This is a genomic window from Acinetobacter sp. ANC 4779 (assembly GCF_004331055.1).
In the GTDB taxonomy this organism is placed as follows: domain Bacteria; phylum Pseudomonadota; class Gammaproteobacteria; order Pseudomonadales; family Moraxellaceae; genus Acinetobacter.
On record NZ_SJNU01000003.1, the window covers coordinates 227,972 to 249,613 of the forward strand.

The 21,642-nt window shown below is 38.2% G+C and carries 19 protein-coding genes and 3 tRNA genes; 14 read left to right on the forward strand and 8 right to left on the reverse strand.

Features of this window, described 5'->3' with window-relative positions; genetic code table 11:
- Positions 1-100: 100 nt before the first annotated feature.
- A complete protein-coding gene (locus E0H80_RS05780; RefSeq protein WP_131363963.1) occupies positions 101-1,042 on the forward strand; it encodes a sensor domain-containing diguanylate cyclase in 942 nt (313 codons plus the stop codon).
- Between the two features lie 476 nt (positions 1,043-1,518).
- Here E0H80_RS05780 and E0H80_RS05785 read toward each other — a convergent pair whose 3' ends face one another.
- Together E0H80_RS05785 and E0H80_RS05790 are read right to left on the reverse strand one after the other, a co-directional pair.
- On the reverse strand, positions 1,519-2,085 hold the full coding sequence (locus tag E0H80_RS05785) for a DUF4385 domain-containing protein (protein ID WP_131363965.1): 567 nt from the start codon (positions 2,083-2,085) through the stop codon (positions 1,519-1,521).
- A gap of 314 nt (positions 2,086-2,399) precedes the next feature.
- Complete coding sequence (locus E0H80_RS05790; protein WP_131363967.1) at positions 2,400-3,272, reverse strand: ATP-binding protein; 873 nt, start codon at positions 3,270-3,272, stop codon at positions 2,400-2,402.
- A 186-nt stretch (positions 3,273-3,458) separates the two neighbouring features.
- On the opposite strand from E0H80_RS05790, the gene E0H80_RS05795 reads away from it, so the two are divergent.
- The 5 genes from E0H80_RS05795 (at position 3,459) to E0H80_RS05815 (ending at position 6,208) form a co-directional block, all read left to right on the forward strand.
- Positions 3,459-4,970 (forward strand): DUF3336 domain-containing protein, encoded by a 1,512-nt coding sequence (locus E0H80_RS05795; RefSeq protein WP_131363969.1) that lies wholly within the window; start codon positions 3,459-3,461, stop codon positions 4,968-4,970.
- Entirely contained in the window at positions 4,930-5,790 is an 861-nt protein-coding gene (locus tag E0H80_RS05800) for a protein kinase domain-containing protein (RefSeq protein ID WP_131363971.1), read from the forward strand. Before E0H80_RS05795 ends, E0H80_RS05800 begins: the two co-directional genes overlap by 41 nt.
- Positions 5,791-5,894: 104 nt before the next feature.
- Positions 5,895-5,979: transfer RNA gene (locus E0H80_RS05805), tRNA-Leu, on the forward strand.
- Positions 5,980-6,012: 33 nt separating this feature from the next.
- Positions 6,013-6,086, forward strand: a tRNA-Trp gene (locus E0H80_RS05810).
- A gap of 37 nt (positions 6,087-6,123) precedes the next feature.
- Positions 6,124-6,208: transfer RNA gene (locus E0H80_RS05815), tRNA-Leu, on the forward strand.
- A 155-nt stretch (positions 6,209-6,363) separates the two neighbouring features.
- Here the strand turns inward: E0H80_RS05815 and E0H80_RS05820 are convergent.
- A complete protein-coding gene (locus E0H80_RS05820; protein WP_067864186.1) occupies positions 6,364-6,567 on the reverse strand; it encodes a hypothetical protein in 204 nt (67 codons plus the stop codon).
- Between the two features lie 494 nt (positions 6,568-7,061).
- Between E0H80_RS05820 and E0H80_RS05825 the strand changes: the two genes are divergently transcribed.
- Positions 7,062-7,334: a hypothetical protein gene (locus E0H80_RS05825; protein WP_131363973.1), complete on the forward strand. Its 273-nt coding sequence runs from the start codon at positions 7,062-7,064 to the stop codon at positions 7,332-7,334.
- A 21-nt stretch (positions 7,335-7,355) separates the two neighbouring features.
- Here the strand turns inward: E0H80_RS05825 and gloB are convergent, their stop codons facing one another.
- A complete protein-coding gene (gene gloB / locus E0H80_RS05830) occupies positions 7,356-8,087 on the reverse strand; it encodes a hydroxyacylglutathione hydrolase (protein ID WP_131363975.1) in 732 nt (243 codons plus the stop codon).
- A 215-nt stretch (positions 8,088-8,302) separates the two neighbouring features.
- Between gloB and E0H80_RS05835 the strand changes: the two genes are divergently transcribed.
- Positions 8,303-9,124, forward strand: coding sequence for a PhzF family phenazine biosynthesis protein (locus tag E0H80_RS05835; RefSeq protein ID WP_131363977.1), 822 nt, complete (start codon positions 8,303-8,305; stop codon positions 9,122-9,124).
- A 138-nt stretch (positions 9,125-9,262) separates the two neighbouring features.
- Positions 9,263-12,034, forward strand: coding sequence for a M16 family metallopeptidase (locus E0H80_RS05840; protein ID WP_131363979.1), 2,772 nt, complete (start codon positions 9,263-9,265; stop codon positions 12,032-12,034).
- 131 nt (positions 12,035-12,165) lie between these two features.
- Here the strand turns inward: E0H80_RS05840 and E0H80_RS05845 are convergent, their stop codons facing one another.
- A complete protein-coding gene (locus E0H80_RS05845; protein WP_131363981.1) occupies positions 12,166-13,230 on the reverse strand; it encodes an amidohydrolase family protein in 1,065 nt (354 codons plus the stop codon).
- 121 nt (positions 13,231-13,351) lie between these two features.
- Positions 13,352-13,747: a DUF3144 domain-containing protein gene (locus E0H80_RS05850; RefSeq protein ID WP_131363983.1), complete on the reverse strand. Its 396-nt coding sequence runs from the start codon at positions 13,745-13,747 to the stop codon at positions 13,352-13,354.
- 110 nt (positions 13,748-13,857) lie between these two features.
- On the opposite strand from E0H80_RS05850, the gene E0H80_RS05855 reads away from it, so the two are divergent.
- Positions 13,858-14,490: a hypothetical protein gene (locus tag E0H80_RS05855; RefSeq protein WP_131363985.1), complete on the forward strand. Its 633-nt coding sequence runs from the start codon at positions 13,858-13,860 to the stop codon at positions 14,488-14,490.
- A gap of 33 nt (positions 14,491-14,523) precedes the next feature.
- Here the strand turns inward: E0H80_RS05855 and E0H80_RS05860 are convergent, their stop codons facing one another.
- Complete coding sequence (locus E0H80_RS05860; RefSeq protein ID WP_131363987.1) at positions 14,524-15,984, reverse strand: CYTH and CHAD domain-containing protein; 1,461 nt, start codon at positions 15,982-15,984, stop codon at positions 14,524-14,526.
- Positions 15,985-16,145: 161 nt separating this feature from the next.
- Complete coding sequence (locus E0H80_RS05865) at positions 16,146-17,606, reverse strand: inorganic triphosphatase (protein WP_131363989.1); 1,461 nt, start codon at positions 17,604-17,606, stop codon at positions 16,146-16,148.
- A 271-nt stretch (positions 17,607-17,877) separates the two neighbouring features.
- On the opposite strand from E0H80_RS05865, the gene E0H80_RS05870 reads away from it, so the two are divergent.
- From E0H80_RS05870 to E0H80_RS05885, 4 genes are all read left to right on the forward strand, one after another.
- Positions 17,878-18,261: a DUF962 domain-containing protein gene (locus tag E0H80_RS05870; protein ID WP_131363991.1), complete on the forward strand. Its 384-nt coding sequence runs from the start codon at positions 17,878-17,880 to the stop codon at positions 18,259-18,261.
- Between the two features lie 575 nt (positions 18,262-18,836).
- Positions 18,837-19,457 carry a thiamine phosphate synthase gene (gene thiE / locus E0H80_RS05875; protein WP_131363993.1) on the forward strand — a complete coding sequence of 207 codons (621 nt, stop codon included), beginning with the start codon at positions 18,837-18,839 and terminating at the stop codon, positions 19,455-19,457.
- Between the two features lie 39 nt (positions 19,458-19,496).
- Entirely contained in the window at positions 19,497-20,798 is a 1,302-nt protein-coding gene (hemL, locus tag E0H80_RS05880; RefSeq protein ID WP_131363995.1) for a glutamate-1-semialdehyde 2,1-aminomutase, read from the forward strand.
- A gap of 77 nt (positions 20,799-20,875) precedes the next feature.
- Positions 20,876-21,292 carry a GlcG/HbpS family heme-binding protein gene (locus tag E0H80_RS05885; RefSeq protein ID WP_131363997.1) on the forward strand — a complete coding sequence of 139 codons (417 nt, stop codon included), beginning with the start codon at positions 20,876-20,878 and terminating at the stop codon, positions 21,290-21,292.
- Positions 21,293-21,642 lie beyond the last annotated feature (350 nt).

The window sequence follows — 21,642 nt, forward strand, 5'->3', positions numbered from 1 at the left end:
ATATTATATTCAGGATAGGTTTTACTGAATTTTGGAAAAATTTTTCAAATTACATCATGAAAATTTATTATTTCGCGATCGTAAAAATAGGCCTACTCTAATGGATCATAAAAATCTCGGAAGTTTTCAGGAAGCGGGAAAAGCAGTGTTGCAGTATCTCTACCAACGCTTTGGATTTAACTTATGGATGATTACCCGAGTAGAAGCTAAAGACTGGATTGTGCTCCAAAGTGAGGATCACGGCTATAACGTTAAACCTGGACAGGTATTCGAGTGGGCTAATTCTTTTTGCTTTCATATGGTTGCTGGCAAGGGGCCTAAAATTGCGCCTCGTTCAGAAGATATTCCTTTATATGCAACTGCGCCCATCAATGAACAAGTCAGTATCAAGTCCTATATTGGTCAGCCTCTGTTTAATGAAGATGGAAGTCTGTTTGGGACGCTTTGTGCCATTGACCCGGAAATACAATCCGAAGCCATTATTCAGGAGGTCGAATTAATAGAATTATTCGGTAACTTGTTAAGTAATATTCTGCAAGCTGAATTGCGTCAAAATGAACAAATTCGCCAGCATGAGCGCTTAGAAGCGGAAGCTTTAAGAGATGGATTAACAGGACTTTATAACCGTCGAGCTTGGGAGCGGTTAGTTACTGCAGAAGAAGAACGTTGTAAACGTTATGGCCATCCCGCTGCAGTTTTTTTTATCGACCTGAATGATTTAAAAAAAGTGAACGATAAATTAGGACATCATAAAGGGGATGACTTGATTCAGCAGGCTGCCCATGTATTGCTTGACACTGTACGCCGCAAAGATATTGTGGCGCGCTTTGGGGGTGATGAGTTTGTAATTCTAAGTGTAGAAAATGATGAGATGGGTGCAAACCAACTTTTAAATCGTATTATGGACGCTTTGGCACAAGCAAAAATATGCGCAGCGATCGGAGTTGCCATGCGTCATCCTTCTCAAGGACTCTTTAAGGCGGCTGTTGAGGCCGATAAAAAGATGTATGAGCATAAACATCAAATCAAGTTTAAAACCTAAAATCTTTATCAAATCAATTTTGGCTATTTTTTCCATAAAATGATTGAATTGGTCTTTTAATATTAGATAGGCGTTATTTATCTCGGCTTTATCGTACCTTGCTCAAAAAAAGCAGGGGCAGCTTTAGTTTCCTTTGCACATTTTCAATAAACAAGTATTTTTAATTTATAAGCTTCGATCCATAAAACTTCTTATTCATCATGCTTAATTCAATATAACAGCAGAATGCTTTCGTAAACTTATGTTTGAAAAATCTATCAAAAGAATAGAATTATAACCAATTCTAATAAATAGATAGAATTATTTGTTGATTGAATCATAGAAGTTACATAGGCAGTTAACGTTAATTTGTAGAACAAAGCCATGCAATGTGACATGGATAAAAATGATTTTAGACAATGAAAAAAGAGCAGTTTCTAAATTTAAACTGCTCTTTAATTGTTAACCATCATTGATAGTTAAATAACGGCGCTCAATTAATCCTCGCGAATTATTTCATTGAATTTTTCTTTAAGTTCGATATATTTCGGATTTAACTTAGCTTGATCGCTCTTGTCTTTAAAGATTTTCGCAACAGCAGCTTTCACCTGATCTTCGGTGCTACGTGGCTGTTTTTCGACTGTAATAGCCTCATTTAGTTCTACTTTAACTGTAGAGGTAACACCTTTGTTTTTTCGGCCAGTTTTTTGGCTGCCTTTTTTATGGTGTGCATAGCGACGTGCACGGGTATAGCCCATCAGCAAAAACTTTCTTGCCATGTCTGCGCCAACAAAATCATTTTTCTCTAAATAATCTTGAAATAATTCAAAAATCTTTGTACTACTTTCAATAGCTTGAGCTTCATCTTCAAATTTCCAAAATGGTGAAATTTCAGATGTATAAGGTTCAACTAATAAAACACCGTCTTCACCACGACCAATTCGATATAATTCTGGACGCTTTTTAAAATTAATTTTTTCAAAGTCGAGTGAAAAGTCAAAGCTGCGTGAAAATGGTTTGCCATCAGGCTTGGCTGTTAATGAATCTTGTTCGTTATTGGTCATAGGGGAGATTCCTTAAAATGTGTGAGTCCACTGAATAATGAACAGTATTCGTGACTCTCAAGAGATTTTGCAGAGTTTGAAGCATTTTGATGGACTTTGATATGTCAAAATTGCAATGAATATAGCAACAGTTGTTTATATCGTCCAAATAAACTGATTCAAGTCTTTTGAGGAAAGATCTAAAAGAATAAATAATCCAGAATTTTTTGCAAAGTGTAATGACCGAAATAAAGATTAAACGTTATCTTGATCTGAAGTTTAGATCTTTATTTCGGTATTTATGAAGGGGTTAAAAATGGCTAAATAGTGATGACTTAAAACGATGCCAATTTTTGCGAACCAATCCAGTGTTTTGAAAATTGATAGGCTGCACGCCCCGAACGCTGTCCACGAGCTTGAGACCATCGTAATGCTTCAGCACGGGTAAACTCATCCATTGGCATATTGGCCTTTGATAAATAATGCTCAACAATTTCTAAATACAAATTTTGATCCATTGGATAAAATGACAGCCACATTCCAAAACGATCAGAAAGTGAAATTTTTTCTTCAATCGCTTCTTGCGGGTGGAGCTCAGTATATTGCGGCACATCAACACGCGTTATTGGGGTGTTTTCATGCATAAACTCAGGTAGTAAATGGCGGCGGTTACTGGTTGCATAAATAATAAAATTACTTGAACCGGATTGTAATGAACCATCTAGAACACTTTTTAAACTGCGATAGTTTTCATCTTCTGCGTTGAAGGCTAAATCATCACAATAGACAATAAATTTTTCCGGACGGTTTTCAATCAGCTTCTGTATGATAGGAAGGTCAGACAAATCATCACGTTCAATTTCAATTAAACGTAAACCTTCTGCTTCATATTGAGTAAGTAGGGCGCGCACAATAGAAGATTTACCTGTACCACGTGAGCCGGTAAGTAAAACATCGTTAGCCGGCAAGCCCTTCAGAAATTGCAGGGTGTTTTGAATTACTTTTTCTTTTTGTCTTTCAATACCTTTTAAATCATTCAAATACATTTTTCTAGGCTGTTGAATGGCTTTTAATTGTTTGTCTTGCCATTTATAAGCAGTTGCTGAAAAGTCGGTTTCTTGTTTCAGTTCTGGTAAATTTTGCTGTAGTTGTTGGAGTACAGTAGAAAGTGCTTGTAAGATATGATCAGGTAAATCAATTGTTGCCATGATTGTTCAGCTTATACGTGTAAAAGTAAAAGGGTGGTTTTACTGAAGAACTGTATATGAATTAGTCATGATTTGCTAATACAATAGACATTTTTGCACCGATATTCCACCGAGTATTCTGTCAATGTCATGTATGATAACCTATCATAAGATGCAAATAATAATGAAAGTGTTTGAGGGATAGATATGCTATTTAAAGATTTCACACAGGATATTAATCCACATCAAGCCTATCGCATAAAAAAATTAAAGCGCCAACTTGAAACAGCTGAAACATATGAAGAATGGAAAAGCATAGCATTAGAAATAGATGAAGAAACCGGTGCCCAAGAGTGGAAATATGATAACTGTTCACCTTATTTTGATGCTGAAATTATTTCCGAGCGATTAAGCCGGTTAAAACGCTATCGTTTCCAGAAACGTACTGAAGATATCATGTATATATTACGTGAAGGTTTAACCTATGATATCGCCAATATTGCAAATCCGATGTTATTTACCGCCACATATGTGGGAACAAAAAAAATCATAGAAGATTATGTGGAAGAAGTCAGTGAAAGTCTGGCCTACATTGCTTCAGATAATTGTTCTTGTTTATGTCTTGCTGAAAAAATTGAATTTTTTCAGCATTGTAAAAAGGCATACGGCCAGCCTGCTATTATGTTTTCAGGTGGTGCGACATTGGGATTGTTTCATACAGGTGTATGTAAGGCATTGCTTGAACAAGATTTAATGCCCAAGGTGCTATCTGGTTCGAGCGCAGGTGCAATTATGACGGCCATGTTGGGAACTTCAAAACCGTCAGATATTTCAGGTCTTTTAAATGGTGAGAACTTTTTTAGTGAAGCTTTTCATTTTCGTAAATTTAGCGAAATTTTAAAGGGCAACGGTGGTTTTGCCGATGTAATGTACCTAAAGAAATTCTTGATTGAAAATTTGGGTGATGTGACCTTTGAAGAAGCATTTAAAATCTCTGGCTTACATATTAATGTGGCTGTTGCCCCTTATGATGCTTCACAAGAAGCCCGGATTTTGAATGCCTATACTTCGCCAGATTTGCTGGTTTGGAGTGCAGTATTGGCCTCCTGTGCAGTTCCTATTTTATTTCCACCGGTTAAACTCACCAGTAAACGTCAAAATGGTCAATTAACGCCTTATATGGCAGACACACGTTGGGTAGATGGCAGTGTACGCAGTGATTTCCCTCAAGAAAAAATGGCAAGACTGTATAATTTAAATTACACCATCGCAAGTCAGGTTAATCCTCATATTGTGCCGTTTATGCAAAGTGATGCAGAGCGTCACCGTCGAGATCTGTTGAGTTGGCCAGAACGGATTATTCGTCGTCAGGGGAAGGTGATTAGCAAAGGCATTATGGACTTTACCCGTGATCGGGTTGGAAAAATCCCCCCGGTTCGACGATTGCTTGATCATGGTTTTGGTGTGATTGATCAAGGTTATTATGGCGATTTAAATATTGTCGGTGATTATAGCTTGCGACACTACAGTTATATGTTTCAGAACCCGCGACCATATTTGTTCAAATTATTACAACGTGAAGGTGAGCGGGCGACGTGGCCTAAGATATCTTCAATTGAAATGCATGCCCGGGTAGGGAAAACCATTCAGCACTGTTTGGAAATTTTAAATTATAAACATGATCCAGAGCAAAAAGCCGCAGAATTTATTGCAGTTTAAAGAGGAAGATTTTTCTTCATTAAACTTAATACTTAAAACTAAGCCTAAAAGTCTAACTTTTGGGCGTTTTTTATATACCTTTGAACATCAGCAACAACACTACTGGTTAAAAACTCAAGCACTCCGCATAAATCAAAGTTATGAAGCAGGGTTTTTAAATGAGTTGGCTTTTTATCAGCAATTTGTAGATCAACGCAGTTCTTCCAACCCCATGCCTGATTTTTTATTACCCTTTCAAGTGATTGCTCATTTAAAAACTGATAGGCAAGCAGAGTCGGGGAGAAGCCCTATTTTGATTTTAAGTCATGCTGAAGCACTCTTCAGTGATTGTTCTGATATGTCGCTAAATGAGATTAAAAAGACGCTGTTAAAAGTACTCGATGTATTGGATCAATTACATCAGCTTGGCTGGATTCATGCCGATTTAAAGCGAGAGCATTTTGTTCAATACCAGCAGCGCGTATGTTTGATTGATTTTGAACAGGTTGAAAAAGTCAATTTATCCCAAAAAATGCAAAGCCTGACCGCAACTCCACGCTATATGGCACCTGAACTTTTTCATGCAGCAAAAAAAACCATCCAAACTGATATTTATGCTGTAGGGATTATTTTTTATGAATGGCTTACAGGGCAGCGTTTAACCGCAGAAAATTATCAAGATTGGGCATATTTACATTGCCAGCGTTTGAGAATTGTACTTCCAGAACATTTATTAATATTTAAAAAGCTTTTATCGGGGATGTTGGCGAAGCAAAAAGAGGGAAGATTTACTGATATTTACACTGTAAAACAGTGCTTACTCACTGAAAATGTTCAATAAAAATACAAAAAAACCGCTTTTGTTTTTTATTTAAACAAACAAGTGGATTTTTCATAAAAAGGTCTTGTCATCAGGAAACGATCTCTATAATATACACAGCCATTGGGGACGTGGCGAAATTGGTAGACGCACTGGATTTAGGTTCCAGCGCCGCAAGGTGTGAGAGTTCGAGTCTCTCCGTCCCCACCAATTATTATCAAACTTGTTTGGTAGTAATGCTGTAGAGGATTGGTGTAATGGTAGCATGACGGTCTCCAAAACCGTTCGTCAAGGTTCGAGTCCTTGATCCTCTGCCAAGTTTTAAAAAATCTAACACTATGTTAGTACCCTGATGGGGACGTGGCGAAATTGGTAGACGCACTGGATTTAGGTTCCAGCGCCGCAAGGTGTGAGAGTTCGAGTCTCTCCGTCCCCACCATCAAGATATTGAAGCAAGGTCTCTACCTTGCTTTTTTATTGTCTGGAAAAAAGTGAAAGATAAAATAAAAAAGCCCAAAACCGGGCTTTTAATATTATTTAAAAATATATTTTGAATTAATTATTTTTATCTCGATTCAAACGTGAAATATATTTTTAAGCTTTTAGGTGATCTTCAAATTCTTCACCAAGTTGCATAGCCAGTGAATTACCGGCCAAATCACAGGTAACTAAGCCATATTCTTTTTTAAAACTAAAAGTAAAGCCACGATTATCGGTTAATGTTCTTACCGAATATCCTAATTTTTCTAGCCAAATGCGAAACGCAATTAAATTTTTTGCCTTAACAACTTTCTTCACGAGAGAACTCCTTGTGTATATTGGATACATTACAGTATTAAATTAATAATAGGGATACAGGTTTTTTTTTAAAGGGGTGCTTTGTGTTGTTTTTTATAAAATAAATATTACGTATATTTTTTATGCTTAAAAAGACCAAATAATATCTAAAATTGAAGTCAAAATTTAACCAAATATTGAAATAATTGTTCTTATGATATTGATTTATATAAAAATTTATTGATTGTTTGGATTTTTAAAGAGGGAAATATTTATACACAATTTTCAATGTAGTTTAAATGTATTCATATTTGAGCTATCTTTGGGGGATTATTTAGAAATACCAAGCTGAAGCGGGAAATCATTATCATTTTATAAGCGACTAAAAATGAGTCAAAAAATCGCAATGCTTCCAATATTAAAAAAAGATAAGATAAACTGTAACGCCCCCATGCCGAGGGATTTTTGAATTCTGGCAGATGTATAATGTTTATTAAGATGATGATTAGATTGAAATGACGATAGACACAATTGAACAAAATGTATTGAATCAAAGTCAAAATATGCAGCAACAAGATTTAATCCCTGTTGCTGTCATGTTAGGACATGAAGATTGGCTGATCTTTGCGGAACAATCAAATGTATCTTATACGCCTTTTGGCAGTGCCCGACGTTATCAACCTGCTTTAGGCGGTTTGCTCTTGGTTCGGGTTGATGAAATGAATATGACCCGTGTGGTGACTCAAATTGAGCTAGATGCTTATGCGCAAACACATCAGATTTTATAAACCTTCTATATTTGCCTCATATTAAAAATGATCTTTTAACTCTCGCAGACGTTGGAATTCCTCAACACTTTCAGCCCTTAAAAATGGATTGGTGTCCAACTCTAATTCAATGGTACTCGGTAGTGTACATTGGCCGAGCATACGTTGAGTTTCAACTTTTTCGAAACGCTGTTGAATCGCCATATTGTCCGGTTCCACGTGTAAGGCAAATTTTGCATTGGAAAGGGTATATTCGTGGGTGCAATAAACTTTGGTTCGGGCAGGTAAAGCAGCTAAGCGATTAAGTGAGTGATACATTTGCTCATATGTGCCTTCAAAGACCCGACCACAGCCCATCGCAAAAAGGGTGTCGCCGCAGAAAAGAACATCTAAAGCATCAATAAAATAGACGATATGTCCTAGGGTATGACCCGGTACGGCAATGACCTCTATATCTAAATCGTGGAAAGTAATATGAGCTTCGTGTTGCAGGGGATGGCTGATAAAAGGAACTTTACTTAATTCTTCACGTGGACCATAGACCGGGATATTACGATTGAGCAAAAGCTCAGGTACACCACCGGTATGGTCTTTATGCCAATGGGTCAGCCAGATCTGACTTAGCTTTAAATTATTTTCTGCACAATATGCCTCTACCAAATGTGCTTCGGTGGGATCAATTGCGACCACTTCCTTACTCGGTGTATGTTCTAACAACCAAATATAGTTTTGTAGTTGATTTTTGACATCAATCATATGAATTTGAAAAGTCATGAGATAGGTGATCAATGAGAGAGATAGCAATAAGCTATCGTTAATGCCGGTTTTTTGCCAGTAGAAGATTGCAAATCAAGCAGAAAACTTAATTTTCAATAAGGTAATAACTATCTGTATTTTGTAAAAATGATCGATAAAATTATTTTTAATTTTTTTCTATATTCAAGTTTTCAATTGGTAAAATGACCGCAAATAAAATCAGGTTAATGAAGATGAAAATGTATCAGGTGGATGCGTTCACCAATGAGCTGTTTAAGGGAAATCCTGCCGCTGTGATTGTGATTGAGCAATGGTTAGATGAAACTTTGATGCAGAATCTTGCATTGGAAAACAATTTGTCTGAAACCGCCTTTGTGAAAATGATTGATGCAGAGAATTATGAAATCCGTTGGTTTACCCCAACCACAGAAGTAGACTTTTGTGGACATGCCACTTTGGCCAGCAGTTTTGTGCTGTTTAAAGATTTCACATCGGCAAAAGTCATACAATTTCATGTAAAAAATCTGGGCATTTTTGTGGTCACAGAAGCAGCTGATGGCAAAATCAAAATGAATTTTCCTGTTCGCCGTGCAGAGAAAATTGAAAGTTATCCTGAAATTTTAAATCAAGCTTTAAGCAAACCCTTTAAAAATGTCTATTTTAATAGCCAAGCTTATATTGTGGAATATGAAAATCCGCAAGATGTTGTTGAGGAAACTCCAAATTTGGCATTGCTCAAACAATTGGGACGAATTCGTACGGCAATTACAGCGCAAGGAACATGTATGGATTTAACCTTGACTGCACAAGCTGAGAAATATGATTGTGTTTCACGTTATTTTGCGCCTGCCAATGGTATTGATGAAGACCCAGTGACCGGTTCAATTCATACCGCCATTGCACCGCTATGGGCTGAAAAACTGGGTAAAAGCGAAATTTTGGCTTATCAGGCATCAAAACGGGGTGGCGAATTGTATTGTGTGATACTTGAAAATGAGCGGATCGAAATTTCAGGTTATGCAAAGTTGTATATGCAGGCAGAGCTGTATCTATAAAATATGTAAATAAATTTGCTACACAGCCGTTGAAATAAACGGCTGTTTTTTCAAAAAACTACTACTAAAAATCAAATTCATTTTCTAAGATGGCGTGGGTGATAAAAATTCATAGTGTTGAATAAAATTGGAATAATTATGTTAATGCGGTTTAAACAACTTACCATCTCTTTATTATTGGTTGGCTTTAGTTCAACCGCTTGGTCACAGCCTGTTTTAGTAAAATCTCAACAGAAGATTGAGGAATATAAATTAGATAATGGTTTGCGCATATTGCTTGCGCAAAATGACAAAGAAAATAAAGTATTTATGAATACCGTCTATCTCACAGGTTCACTCAATGATCCACAAGGCAAAGGGGGATTGGCGCATTTATTAGAACATTTGGCATTTAAAGGCACGCAAAATATCAAAGGCGAAGAGTTCCAGCGCCGTCTGGATCAATACACCTTAATGACCAATGCCAGCACCGATTATTACTCGACTAAATATACCAATATTATTCGACCAGAACAGAGTGCCATTAATGAAGTGATTCATCTCGAAGCGGAACGAATGGATAAACTGGTGCTGCAAGAAAAGTTTGTCCCTTCTGAAATTTCAATTGTGAAACGGGAACGTGAAGTTCGGATGGATCAACCTTTTTCGGTCATGATGGATCAAATGTGGAAGTCGGCGTATGGCAATCAATATCTGGGGCGTTTACCGATCGGTGACCTAAATGAATTACAGTCTATTAAAATGGATGAGCTGAATAAATTTTACCGTACTTGGTATGCACCGAATAATGCAGTCATGGTGATTTCAGGTAAATTTGATAAAGCTGAAGTATTAAAACAGATTGATAAGAGTTTCGGTCCAATTGCGGCACGCCAAGTTCCGGTACAGACTAAAGTTCCTGTCCTTGATTCAGCCAAAATTAAGAACAGAAACTTTCTGGTACAAAAGGGCAGTGATCTGGCTAAATTTAATATTTATCTAAATGGCAAAAATGAAAAGATCAAATCTGCATTGGCCTTAGCACCGTCTTTATATACCATGCAGCCAAGTGGACATCTCTACCAAAGTATGGTGGAAACAGGTGTAAGTACCGGAGTTCAATCCACCACCTGGTTAGATCAGGACTTCAATCTGGTTTTCATGGGTGCTATTTATGCCCCAAATGATGATGCGAAGAAAGTTCAATCTGAATTGGTGTCAGGAGTAGAAAAAAATAAGCCATTTAATGAAACCGAGCTGAATCGAGTCAAAAATCTGATTCAGAATCAGGCAGACAACATCCAGAGTAATGCCACAGCTTTAGGCGGGCGTTTGAGTGATTATTATGTCTCTTATCAAGGCAATTGGTCACAATATTTTACTGATCTGGATAATGTTAAAAAATTGAGCCTCTCTGAAGTCAATCAAACTTTAACCCAGTTCTTAGTCCCCGAACATCGTATTTCAGGGGATATCAAACCGACTCCCGAAGAGCAGAAAAAAGCACTAGAGCGGAAACAGGCAGCTGAACAGCCTAAAACACTTAATCAAAGCGAGGTGAAAGAAGAGCCGCTGAAAGATAGCAGTGAATATAAAAAAGAGGTTGCTGAATATGTTAAAACCTCGAAACAGTATTTAGTTGATACTGAGAAGAAAATTCAACGCGGCAGCTTGAAGAATGGAATTAAATACGCGTTGTATCCAACATCGACCCGTGATGACAAAACCTATGCCACTATTTCTGTCGATTTTGGTACGGAAAAATCGTTGTTTAATAAAGGTGAAGTCCTCGATTTGATGGCGTATTTATTATTACGTGGATCAGATCAATATAGCTTGCAAGATATTGCCGATAAATCAATTGAAGCCGGTGGTGGCGCCACTGCAACTGCATCAGCCAATAGTATTACTATTCAGATTGTGGCAAAAAAAGAAAAGTTTGATGATTATTTTAAATTTATGCTGCAGGTATTGAAAAAGCCGAAGTTTGAACAATCACAATTTGATTTGATTAAATCGCAAACTTTATCTGCATTGGATCGTCCTTATACCGAGCCTGAAACTGTTGCTGCACTGACCATGACCCGATTACTTGAAACCTATCAACCGGGTGATTTGCGTTACCATTTTGAGCCGGATCTTGCCAAGCAACAAATTAAAGCTGCAACGGTTGAGCAAGTGAAGAAATTGTATCAGGATTTCTTCGTTAGCAATCATGCACAAATCGCGATTACCGGTGATTACCAAGCCCAAACCATGCTTACATTAGTACAAAAGGAATTTGGTGATTGGAAAGCGCAATTACCATATCAGCGTCTAAGTTCTGATTATCAAGCCTATCCTGCACAGAAAATTCATACTTTATCCGAACAACGTGAGTTCGGCAGCTATCAATCTATTTTGACTTTTCCAGCCGGCGCAAATCATGCCGATGCTACAGCGTTAATCGTATTCAGCTATATTTTAGGTGACTCACAGCTATCTTCACGTTTAGCACAAGAATTACGTGAAAAAAATGCCTTGGTTTATGGTTTTGGCAGTAATGTCGAACTGGATGATTGGATTGATTCAGGTGCGCTAACCATTGAAGCCAATTACACGGCAGGTAAATCGGCCCAAGTTTCACAAGGCGTGCGTAAAGTTTTAAATGACTTGCTGACGAAAGGGGTGACAGAACAAGAACTGGAAGCAGCCAAAGCCAATATCCTGAAAAAACGTGTTACGGCTTTGGAAGATGAGCGAAATATTCATAGTATGTTAACGCCCCAATTAGAACGTGATCGTGACCTATTGTTTCGTGAAAAACGTGATCAGGCGCTAGCAAAATTGACCAAAGCCGATGTTGATAGCGTGATCAAAAAATACATCAAGCTGGATCAGCTGGTTGAAGTTATGGCAGATCAATATGGGAAAGCACACAACAAGCCATAATTTTTAATTCACTCTTTTATATATGAGTGCTTCTCATCTTGAAAGGGACACTAAAATTTCTCCCTTTAGAAAGCTAAGAAATGCTATTTCGCAAAGGGAGAGGTTTTTAGATTTTGCTGAATTGAATAAAACTATAAGTGATAAAACTGCTTCGCATTGTGATGAAAGACTTGTTCTAAGGCATTCGGGTCATAGGCGACAACGGCATCACTAAAGGCATCAATAATATTCACCAATGATGAGCTGACACAATCCATCGGGAAATTGGAAGCGAACATCACCCGATATGTTCCAAAACAGTTGAGTACATGGCTAATCAGTGGCATGGCTAAATCATAAATTTCCTGTTTGTTGGCGAGTCGATCTTGCTTATGGAATTGATGGCCTAAAACAGGCATTAACAAGCCTGACATCTTGGTATAGACATTTGGGCACATAGCAAGTTCGGCAATATCTTCTTGCCAGCGCATGAAAATATTTTCACGGGCTATTTTTGTTAGTCCGGTCAGTGTTCCGACTTGACCGAAAATTCCCGCAGGTGTTCCAAAATGATCTAGCACAATCGAGGTTTCAGGGAATTGTTTGGCTAAGGAAATGAGGTCATTCAATTGTGTTGAATAAACCCAGGCATCAAAGGTCAAATTGTTTTGCGCTAAGATCTCAAAACCTTTAAGAAATTGTTTATTCAGATATAAATGTGGTTCATCTGCCCAGGCATGAATGTCCTTGTCTTCATGCACCGCAGCCATTTTACGAATGCCTTTAAAACGCGGTGAGGCCTTCTGGTGTAGCTGTAAAATTTTCTTAAAATTACTGTCTCGTGGATCTGCTGTGGCCACAATACCGCCCAGTTTCACCGTCCCTTGGTTAAAAGGCAGAGATTCAATAAATTTTGTTTCGCCTATCACCCCTTTGCCTTTATTTTTATGCCAATTGGCTTCTACATGTATCACCTGTTCGACCTGATAATGTCCAATATCTTGCATATAATTTTCAGGTAAATAGGGCGCTGTAATATGGTTGGTAAGTCCGACCGTTTCAATGAGATCATCTGCCTTCACCAGACGTATAAATTTATCCAGCAGATAAGGATGCTTGCCCAATAATTTAACTGCCAAAGCCGCTGCATGGGGCGTGTTATACGGATCCCATTGGTGAATGTGCGAGTCAATAATTGCAAAGTCCAGTTGTTGCATATTTTTCCTTAATTCAGCAGATCTCTGTTATAACCATACTGCAAAGTGACATGGCTTTGAATGACCTTTTATCCAAAAAGTAGGGCATAAAAAAAGCCCTTTCGGGCTTTTAATCGACTGATCAGTGTTTATGCTCATGGTCATGCTTATTGGCATGAAATTCTTCGTTATGACGGAAGCGAAGATAGTTTTCAAACTGTTCGCAGTATTCGTCATAGTTGTCTTCAAGCATCATCTGAAACTGCTGCATGATGTAAGACATGACCTGATCTTTGGCATCACGCATTTCATTGCCATCTTTAAAGTTGTTGGCTGCAACCCAGGTATTAAAGCGGGCAGTACCAAACAGCATTGCAGCACTGACTTGACCGCGCATTTCAACAGGTTTCACTTGTGAACCTTTTTCAACCCGACAAAACTCATTGGCTTGTTTGATAAATTCATCAGCACGTTCAAAAAAAACAGCATTTAACGCTTCTTCTTCGGTGACATCTGTTGCTTCAATCTTTTGAACCATGAACTTTTCCTGCAAAAACGATCTAATGGCATATTATAGGCAAAGCCTTGCAGAAACTAAACCTTTGGATTAATCTAAAAATAGCCTAAGCATGAAAATTGGATAATTCAATGCAAGATGCCATTGCGGTACAAAGTTTAAAAAGTGACATTGCTTTATTACGTCAAAACATTTGGCCACCTGCAAACTTGGCCAATGTGGAAGGCTTGCCGATTTATTATGGCTCGAAGTCAGAAGTCGCAGAATATTATCGACAATGGACGGGCCTGATTGAGAGGGCGCAAGATCTGTTTCAATCCTTTATGGAGGATGAAACCCTCGATGCGGTTCATTTACCCAGTCATTTAAATTTACCGTTATTTTATTTTCATGTCGATCGAATCCGGATTAATAAAACCCGTGCCAAAGAGTCGAAAAATTTTCGTGGCATAGCGAGTCTGATCGACAAATGCGGGCAATATGAGCCAGAGCAAATTCAAGCCATGAGACTGTGGCTAGACAGTGATGATACCGCTGTCTTGGTTGCACACCGCGAATTTATTGATTTGCGTACTTATGTGTTCCAGCATGGGCAAAGTGAATACACGCGTACCCGATTTTATGTGAATGGCATTGTACTCAGTACCGAGCCACATTTTGAATTGGTCGATGCCCGGGATAAGCCACGTAAACAACGTAATGACAGTTATAGCGATCCCTTAGCGGATAATGACACCTGGAAGATTTTTGGCAAATATCGCTAAGCAAGTGTGACATTAATCAAGATTATCGTCCTCTTACCAGAAAGTCTCGGTTTTAGAAAAAGTGTCTAAATGTTCTTGAGCTTGTTGCAGGGTGTATTTTTTCTCATTTGCAATCCAGCCCAAGATGAACCATGCTTTTTGCTTCCGCTTGACAATGTCTTGAAACATGGCCTCAGCCACATTTAAATCGTTATAGTGGCCCAAGCTTTCTTGAGCAGGTTTTAAGCCTTTTAAGTAATTTTTTACATCTTTGCTTGGGTAGAGCGAAGCAATAAATTCGATGCAATAACGTAAGCGTTTGACCCGTTTACGGGTACGGTGCCGTGATTCAATATCCAGTTCTAAAAATTGATCGGCATCTTTGCAAATTTGTTGATGCAATTTCTGAAGTTTTTTTGCGCTATCTTTTTTTAATGTGGTCTTTTGCTTTTTTGCGCCAGGCTGATGCACGAATTGTAGTAGGGCTAATAATAAGTGAACCGAATCAACAGAGCGTAAAGATGTATCAATCGGGATGCTATTTTCTTCTGGGAGGTTTGGCAGTTGCACAAAAGGTGCTCCAGCTGCTTCAAGCTGAGGTAAAAGCCCTTCGCTTAAAGCATCTCGGTCTCGGGTTGAACCGAGTTGACGAAATAGGCTTGTCAGTTGTGCTTGCCAATCAGGATCGACATCTGTTGACCAGTCGCCGAAAACACGTAAGGCACTTCTTAAACGGCGAATTGCGACACGAGTTTGATGAACATGCTCGCTACTATAGTATTCTGAAGCAATGGCGGAAGCATTGGGTAAAAAATGGTGCAAGGCATTATTGACGATCTGTTTTAGTGCACTATCTATGCAATCTTTTTGATTTAACTGTAAGGGACTTGCAAATTGGGCCGGTGAAATTTTTAAATTTTGTGCGAGTAAATCTCCACGTTGCGCTTTGCTTCTGACATCCAGCCATAAATGATATTGTTTGACCCAGGGTTGAATAAATTTGATTAAGTCTTGTATAGATCCTTGTTTAAGCTCAAATTCAATCTCATATATTACTTGGGTTTGATTGTTATGACGGATCTCGCCGCGATCTAAACTGACTTCAATTTCTGCACAATTATAATGAATCACATAAACCAGACGTTCGACATCCGTTTCAAATTGCTTGATTAGGTTTTTAACCTGTTTGCCTAATACCTGTTGCAGCAAATTTTTTGCTTCAGGATAAGCATGATAAATTTTGAGATCTAATTCAGGTTGATCTACCTCACCTAAATCAACTTCTAATTCAAAACGTTCTAGGTTGTGACTGCTGGGAGCTTTTAACGTTTGTATCCAGTGCGAGTCTTCAAGACGCTGACGCAATGAAATATTGTGTTGAGCTAAATGCCGTTCGGGCGTGTCATAGTATTGTGCAGATAAAGAAATCGGACGAGCATTTTTGGACAAAAATAATTGATGAATTTGTTTTTGATGTGATAGAGGAATCTGAAATTTTAATTCTACTTCGAGCATGTTAAAACTCCTGATACTTTACAATCAAAGTTGTGATGACTTCGAGTGTAAGCCAGACGGCAAAAAAGGGTAGTGGAGTTTTGCGCGAAATTAAGCAAAGTCTATGCAAGATATTTCAAACAATTGTTGAAATATCTTGCGATACGTTTTAATTTTGCCTGTTACTTGATGAATTTACGACTGACTAAAAATTGTTCTGTGGCTTCAAGTAGATTCTGTGCATAAACTTCCTGTTTGGCTGTCAGCCAGCCCAATACAAACCAGTCACTGGCTTCAAGTTCTGTTTGCTGAATATAATCCGCAGAGGATGCTAAAATTTGATATTCACTTGCGGCAAGTTGTGCATCATTTAAAGCTTTACTGTATTTCTGCAAATTTTTGACATCATAAATAGAAGTTAAAATAGGAAAACTAAATTTCAATTCATGAATTTTAGTGGCTAATTTATCCAAGCTTTCAAAATTAGTAATCTCTGCACTGGTTAAACTGTCTTGCAATTGCTTATATTGATTTTGCAAAGTATTTTGTGCAAACCATTTTAAATCGTGAGCTTGAGTCTTTTCCTCAGTGTCTAAACTAAACATGAGTAATTCTAAATAGTGATGCACGTTTTGAGTAGAACGAACCAGGTTAGATAACTTTTCTTTGGCGTATAAAATGTCTTTGGTTAAATTTGATGCGGTGTTTGGATTCTGTAAGAAAGCACCCAAAGTCGTCTGCATATGTTCCAAATGCTGCAAATGATCAAATTGTTGCTTGAATGCACCGAGTTGCATGGCCCATTTGTCTGAGACAGCCTCATTCCAGTCTTTAAATAAGGATAGCGTTAAATTCAAATGATCTAGGGCAATTTGCGCTTGCTGAATATGTTCTTTTTCGGAAACTACTGCTGATATGGCAGCAATATTAGGCAGTAAATGCTGTAATTGTTGGGCAATAAGAAGGCGTAAGTTTTTATTGGCTGGATCTTTTTTGCTTAAAGTAAATTCTTTGGCTGATTTTGCCGGACTAACTTTTTGAGTCGTCGCCAAAAGATTACCGATCTCGGCTTTACTACGAACATCGAGCCAAAGCTGGTATTTTTTAACCCATTCAAAGCTGAAGGCCAACAGTGATTGTACAGAACCTGCCTTAAGTTCAAATTCGACTTCATGCACTGCATTTTGCGCAGTTTCAGTTCGTACTTCACCGACATCTAGACTGACTTCAATGTCGGACTCTTGGAACTGAATTACCCGAAAAGTACGCTGAATATCCGTCTCAAATTGTAATTTGAGTGGCTCTTGTGAATCGCCTAAAGCATTTTTTAAGATTTGCTGTGCTTCAGCATCATCCTCATAAATACTTAAATCAAGCTGTGGTGCCTGTTCAAGTTCACCCAGATCATAATTATGTTCGAAACGGTGTAAATGGCTTTTCCCCGCCGCTTTTAAGGTTTGAATCCAGCGGGTACCTTCCAGTCGTTGGCGTAGGGCAACACCATGTTGGGAAAGCAGGCGCTCTTCAGTGTCGTAATATTTTGCTTTAAGTTGAATCATTTGCGATTTTTTAGGATCTAACGCTTTCAGTAAAGCATTACGTCTTGTTTCAGGAATTTGAAATTTTAATTCAACTTCGACCATGATCTTTCATCCTAATTTCTGACGCTATTTCAGCAATGAAATACGTCCTCTTTACGGTACAAATGCGTTATGAAATCTGTTCTTTTATAGCGCTGGAATTGTATTCTGCATTTTAAGTCCCCGATTGTAACGAAAATGATTTTTGATGTAAGACTTGACGAGGAAATTCTTAAGTAATCGCTTTTGAAATGAACAAAAACGAATAACAAACAAAGCTTTTATTTGGACAAAATATACGCTAACGTAAATAAAAATAATCGGGATGATAACAATGAATGGACTTGTAAAGCTAAAATCCGAACATCCTCTTGAGCCGGAATTCCAGCTTCCGATTCAAGACTACCATGAATTTTATCGGTTTTATTTGACTGAACACCGCAATATTACCAGTCGCCGTTTGCATGTATTTGGAAGCAGCATCGGTGTATATTTTTTTACTCAGGCAATCCGCCAAAGGAAACCAAAATATTTGGCTTATGGTTTATTGTCTGGTTATGCCTGTGCATGGGTAGGGCATTTTATGTGTGAAAAGAATAAACCCGCCAGTTTTAAACAACCGCTGTATAGTTTTATCTCGGATTGGCGCATGTTCTCTGATGTGCTACGCGGAAATTTGAGTTTAAATGATCGCTCACTGGATAAAATTCCAAGTTAATGGATTTACATTGTTAGGCAATAATCGTTGCACAATTAAAAATAAAATTTTACTAAAAGGTAAAATAATACAAAATTTAAACCGCTAAGACTTGCAAAAAAAGAGCGAATATTCTATTAATGATGTGGTGCTTATTTAATTCCTTTCTCGGATTAAATAAACATGTAATCTTAAAAAGTTTTCCAAGCCTAGAGCGACCTTTCTCTAGGCTTTTTTTATAGGTACATTTAAGTGAAACTTAAGCATGAATTGAAACATAGAGACTACGCTCTAATCGTGTCTTTACTTCCCAAAGCGCGTTTTATAATAATGAACTAGAAAGTCAGATCGTTGCTGTAATTTTTATATTTTATTTACTGTTATTTTAAGATGAATTAAATCGTTTTAATGTCCATAGGATCGATCAATAAACCTAGATGTTTTTTACTTGATCAGAAAAAAAATATGAAAATGATGATCATCTTTCGATTTTTAGAGAGTTTACCACTAGCAATTCATTTGTATTTGCTTGAGAGAGGCTGAATCTGGCTGTTGATATGCATATAATAAGACAGTTCTCGTTTTGGCAGTTTTTTATGCGCGGTTTATATTTAATTACGAATGATGATCCTGTAGAGGTTTTATTGGCGAAGTTGGAAGGTGCAATGGCCAATGGTGGCCTTGCGGTGTTGCAGTACCGTCGTAAAAAAGTCGCCAAAGAAGACCAAATTTATGAAATCGAGTATATGAAAGCCATGTGTGCTGAATACGGTGTACCTTTCGTGATTAATGATGATCTTGAAATGGCGGTTAAATACGGCGTTGGTGTGCATTTGGGTCAGGGTGATGGTTCTATTGTTGATGCTGTTGCACGTTTGCCGCAAGGTGTGTTGATAGGTCGTAGCTGTAATAACTCACTTGAGCTGGCTGAACAGGCGATTGCAGAGGGTGCAAATTATGTGGCATTTGGTGCAATCTATGCCACCGACACCAAACCAGAAGCAGGTAACATTGGTCTGGAGACCTTAAAACTGGCCAAAGAAAAACTCAATGTACCCCTCTGTGCAATTGGCGGTTTAACGGTCGAAAATTCCAGAGAAGTCATTGAATCAGGTGCAGATTATTGCGCCGTGATTAGTGATATATTGGGACTTCCCATGTATGCCATTCCTGAACGTTTAGATGAATGGTCTGCGCTTTTTCAAGCTACAGCATAAAATATTTTTGATAGATTTAATTTTTAGTCGAGTGCCTTCATGAGCTTATCTCCAAAGCAAGAACAATTGTTCAAACAAGCCAGTAAACATATTCCAGGTGGGGTAAATTCCCCAGTACGTGCGTTTAATGGGGTGGGTGGTACGCCTGTATTTATTGAAAAAGCCAAAGGCGCGTATTTGTTCGATGTCGATGGTAAGCGCTATGTCGATTATGTGGGTTCATGGGGGCCGATGATTTTGGGTCATGCACATCCAGCCATTATTAAAGCCGTTCAAGAAGCAGCGGTTGATGGTTTAAGCTTTGGTGCACCAACCGTTCATGAAACCACATTGGCGGATATTATCTGTGAAATTATGCCGTCCATTGAATTGGTTCGTATGACCAATTCCGGTACTGAAGCGACCATGACGGCTATTCGTTTGGCACGCGGTTATACCGGTCGTGACAAGATTGTAAAATTTGAAGGCTGTTACCACGGTCATTCAGACTCGCTTTTAGTCAAAGCAGGTTCAGGAATGTTGACCAGCGGTGAAGGTGAGGCGACTTCTGCGGGTGTGCCTGCTGATTTTGCCAAGCATACGCTCACGCTTCCATACAATGACATTGCTACTTTAAAAGAATGCTTTGCAAAATTTGGTCATGAAATTGCCGGTGTCATTGTTGAACCTGTGGCAGGCAATATGAATTTGGTAAAACCGATTGATGGTTTCTTGCAAGCAATCCGTGATGTATGTGATGAACATGGGGCGGTGTTTATTATTGATGAAGTCATGACCGGTTTTCGTGTCGGTCTTGGTGGTGCGCAAGCGCATTATGGCGTAACCCCGGATTTAACCACTTTGGGTAAAATCATCGGCGCAGGTTTGCCGGTGGGTGCTTTTGGTGGTAAACGTGAAGTGATGGAATGCATCGCGCCACTGGGTAAAGTTTATCAAGCGGGGACATTGTCAGGTAATCCACTGGCAATGCGTGCCGGTATAGAAATGTTCAAACATTTACGTGTTGAAGGCTTCTATGAAAATTTAACTGCCCAACTTGCTAAGTTACTTTCAGGTTTGGAAGCAGTTGCGAAAGAAGCGGGTATACCATTTAAAACGCAACAAGTGGGCGGTATGTTTGGGTTGTACTTCACCGATCAAGAAGACATCACCAGTTTTGATTCAATGTTGAAATGTGATGTTGCCGCCTTCCGTAAATTCTTTCATGGCATGTTAGGCCGTGGTGTAAATCTTGCGCCATCTGCATTTGAAGCTGGCTTTATTTCATCAGCGCATTCTGATGAAGATATTGCTTACACGATTCAAGCTGCCAAAGAAACCTTTGCCGAAATGAAAGCTTAATATTTATAATTTACATTAGCCCAAGCCCGAATTCGTTCGGGTTTTTTTATATAGATTTTGAAAATGGAAAAAGACGGATGCAAACCAAACATTATGTGACTTTAAGCGATGCTGAGTTTTTATTAAATAAAGCTCATCAATATGCGATTCAGAACAGTTTCAATGTCAGTATTGCTGTGGTAGATGAAACAGGGAGTTTATTGGCGATGAAGCGTATGGATGGTGCAGCACCGATGACTGCAAATTTGGCAATAGAAAAAGCCAAGTGCTCGGCAATGAGTCGCAGTCCGTCCAAACTGTTTGAAGAAATTATTAAGGGCGGTCAAATGGGTTTTCTGACTATGGACAGTTTTTCTGGCATGCTGGAAGGTGGTGAGCCCATTATGTATCAAGGGCATCTTGTAGGAGCGATGGGCGTTTCCGGAGTGAAGTCATTTGAAGATGCAGAGATTGCCCAGCAGGCGATAGATAAGTTTTTGGCGCAAGTTGGCTGATTTTTATATTTTGGTTTTATATAGTTTTCTAAGCTTAACTTAATAAAATCTCAGGATTTTGTACGATAATTAATCATGGAACGTGATAAATTGACAATAAAGCTCAGATTGGTAAGTCTGGGTTTTTATATATTTCAAGTTGTTGAAAAATAATAAATAAAATAAAGGGTTTCGTATAAGGTGTATTATATTAATTTCAAATTAATTTGAAAAAATCTGGTAATGCAGTTTCTAGCAAGCGCAAAATATAAGATTAATTTTTTATCGAATACTTAATGACTAAATTTTTAAGAAATATTCGGATTTAACATCAGCGTAACTCTTAATTAAAATGCATAATGTCCCAACAC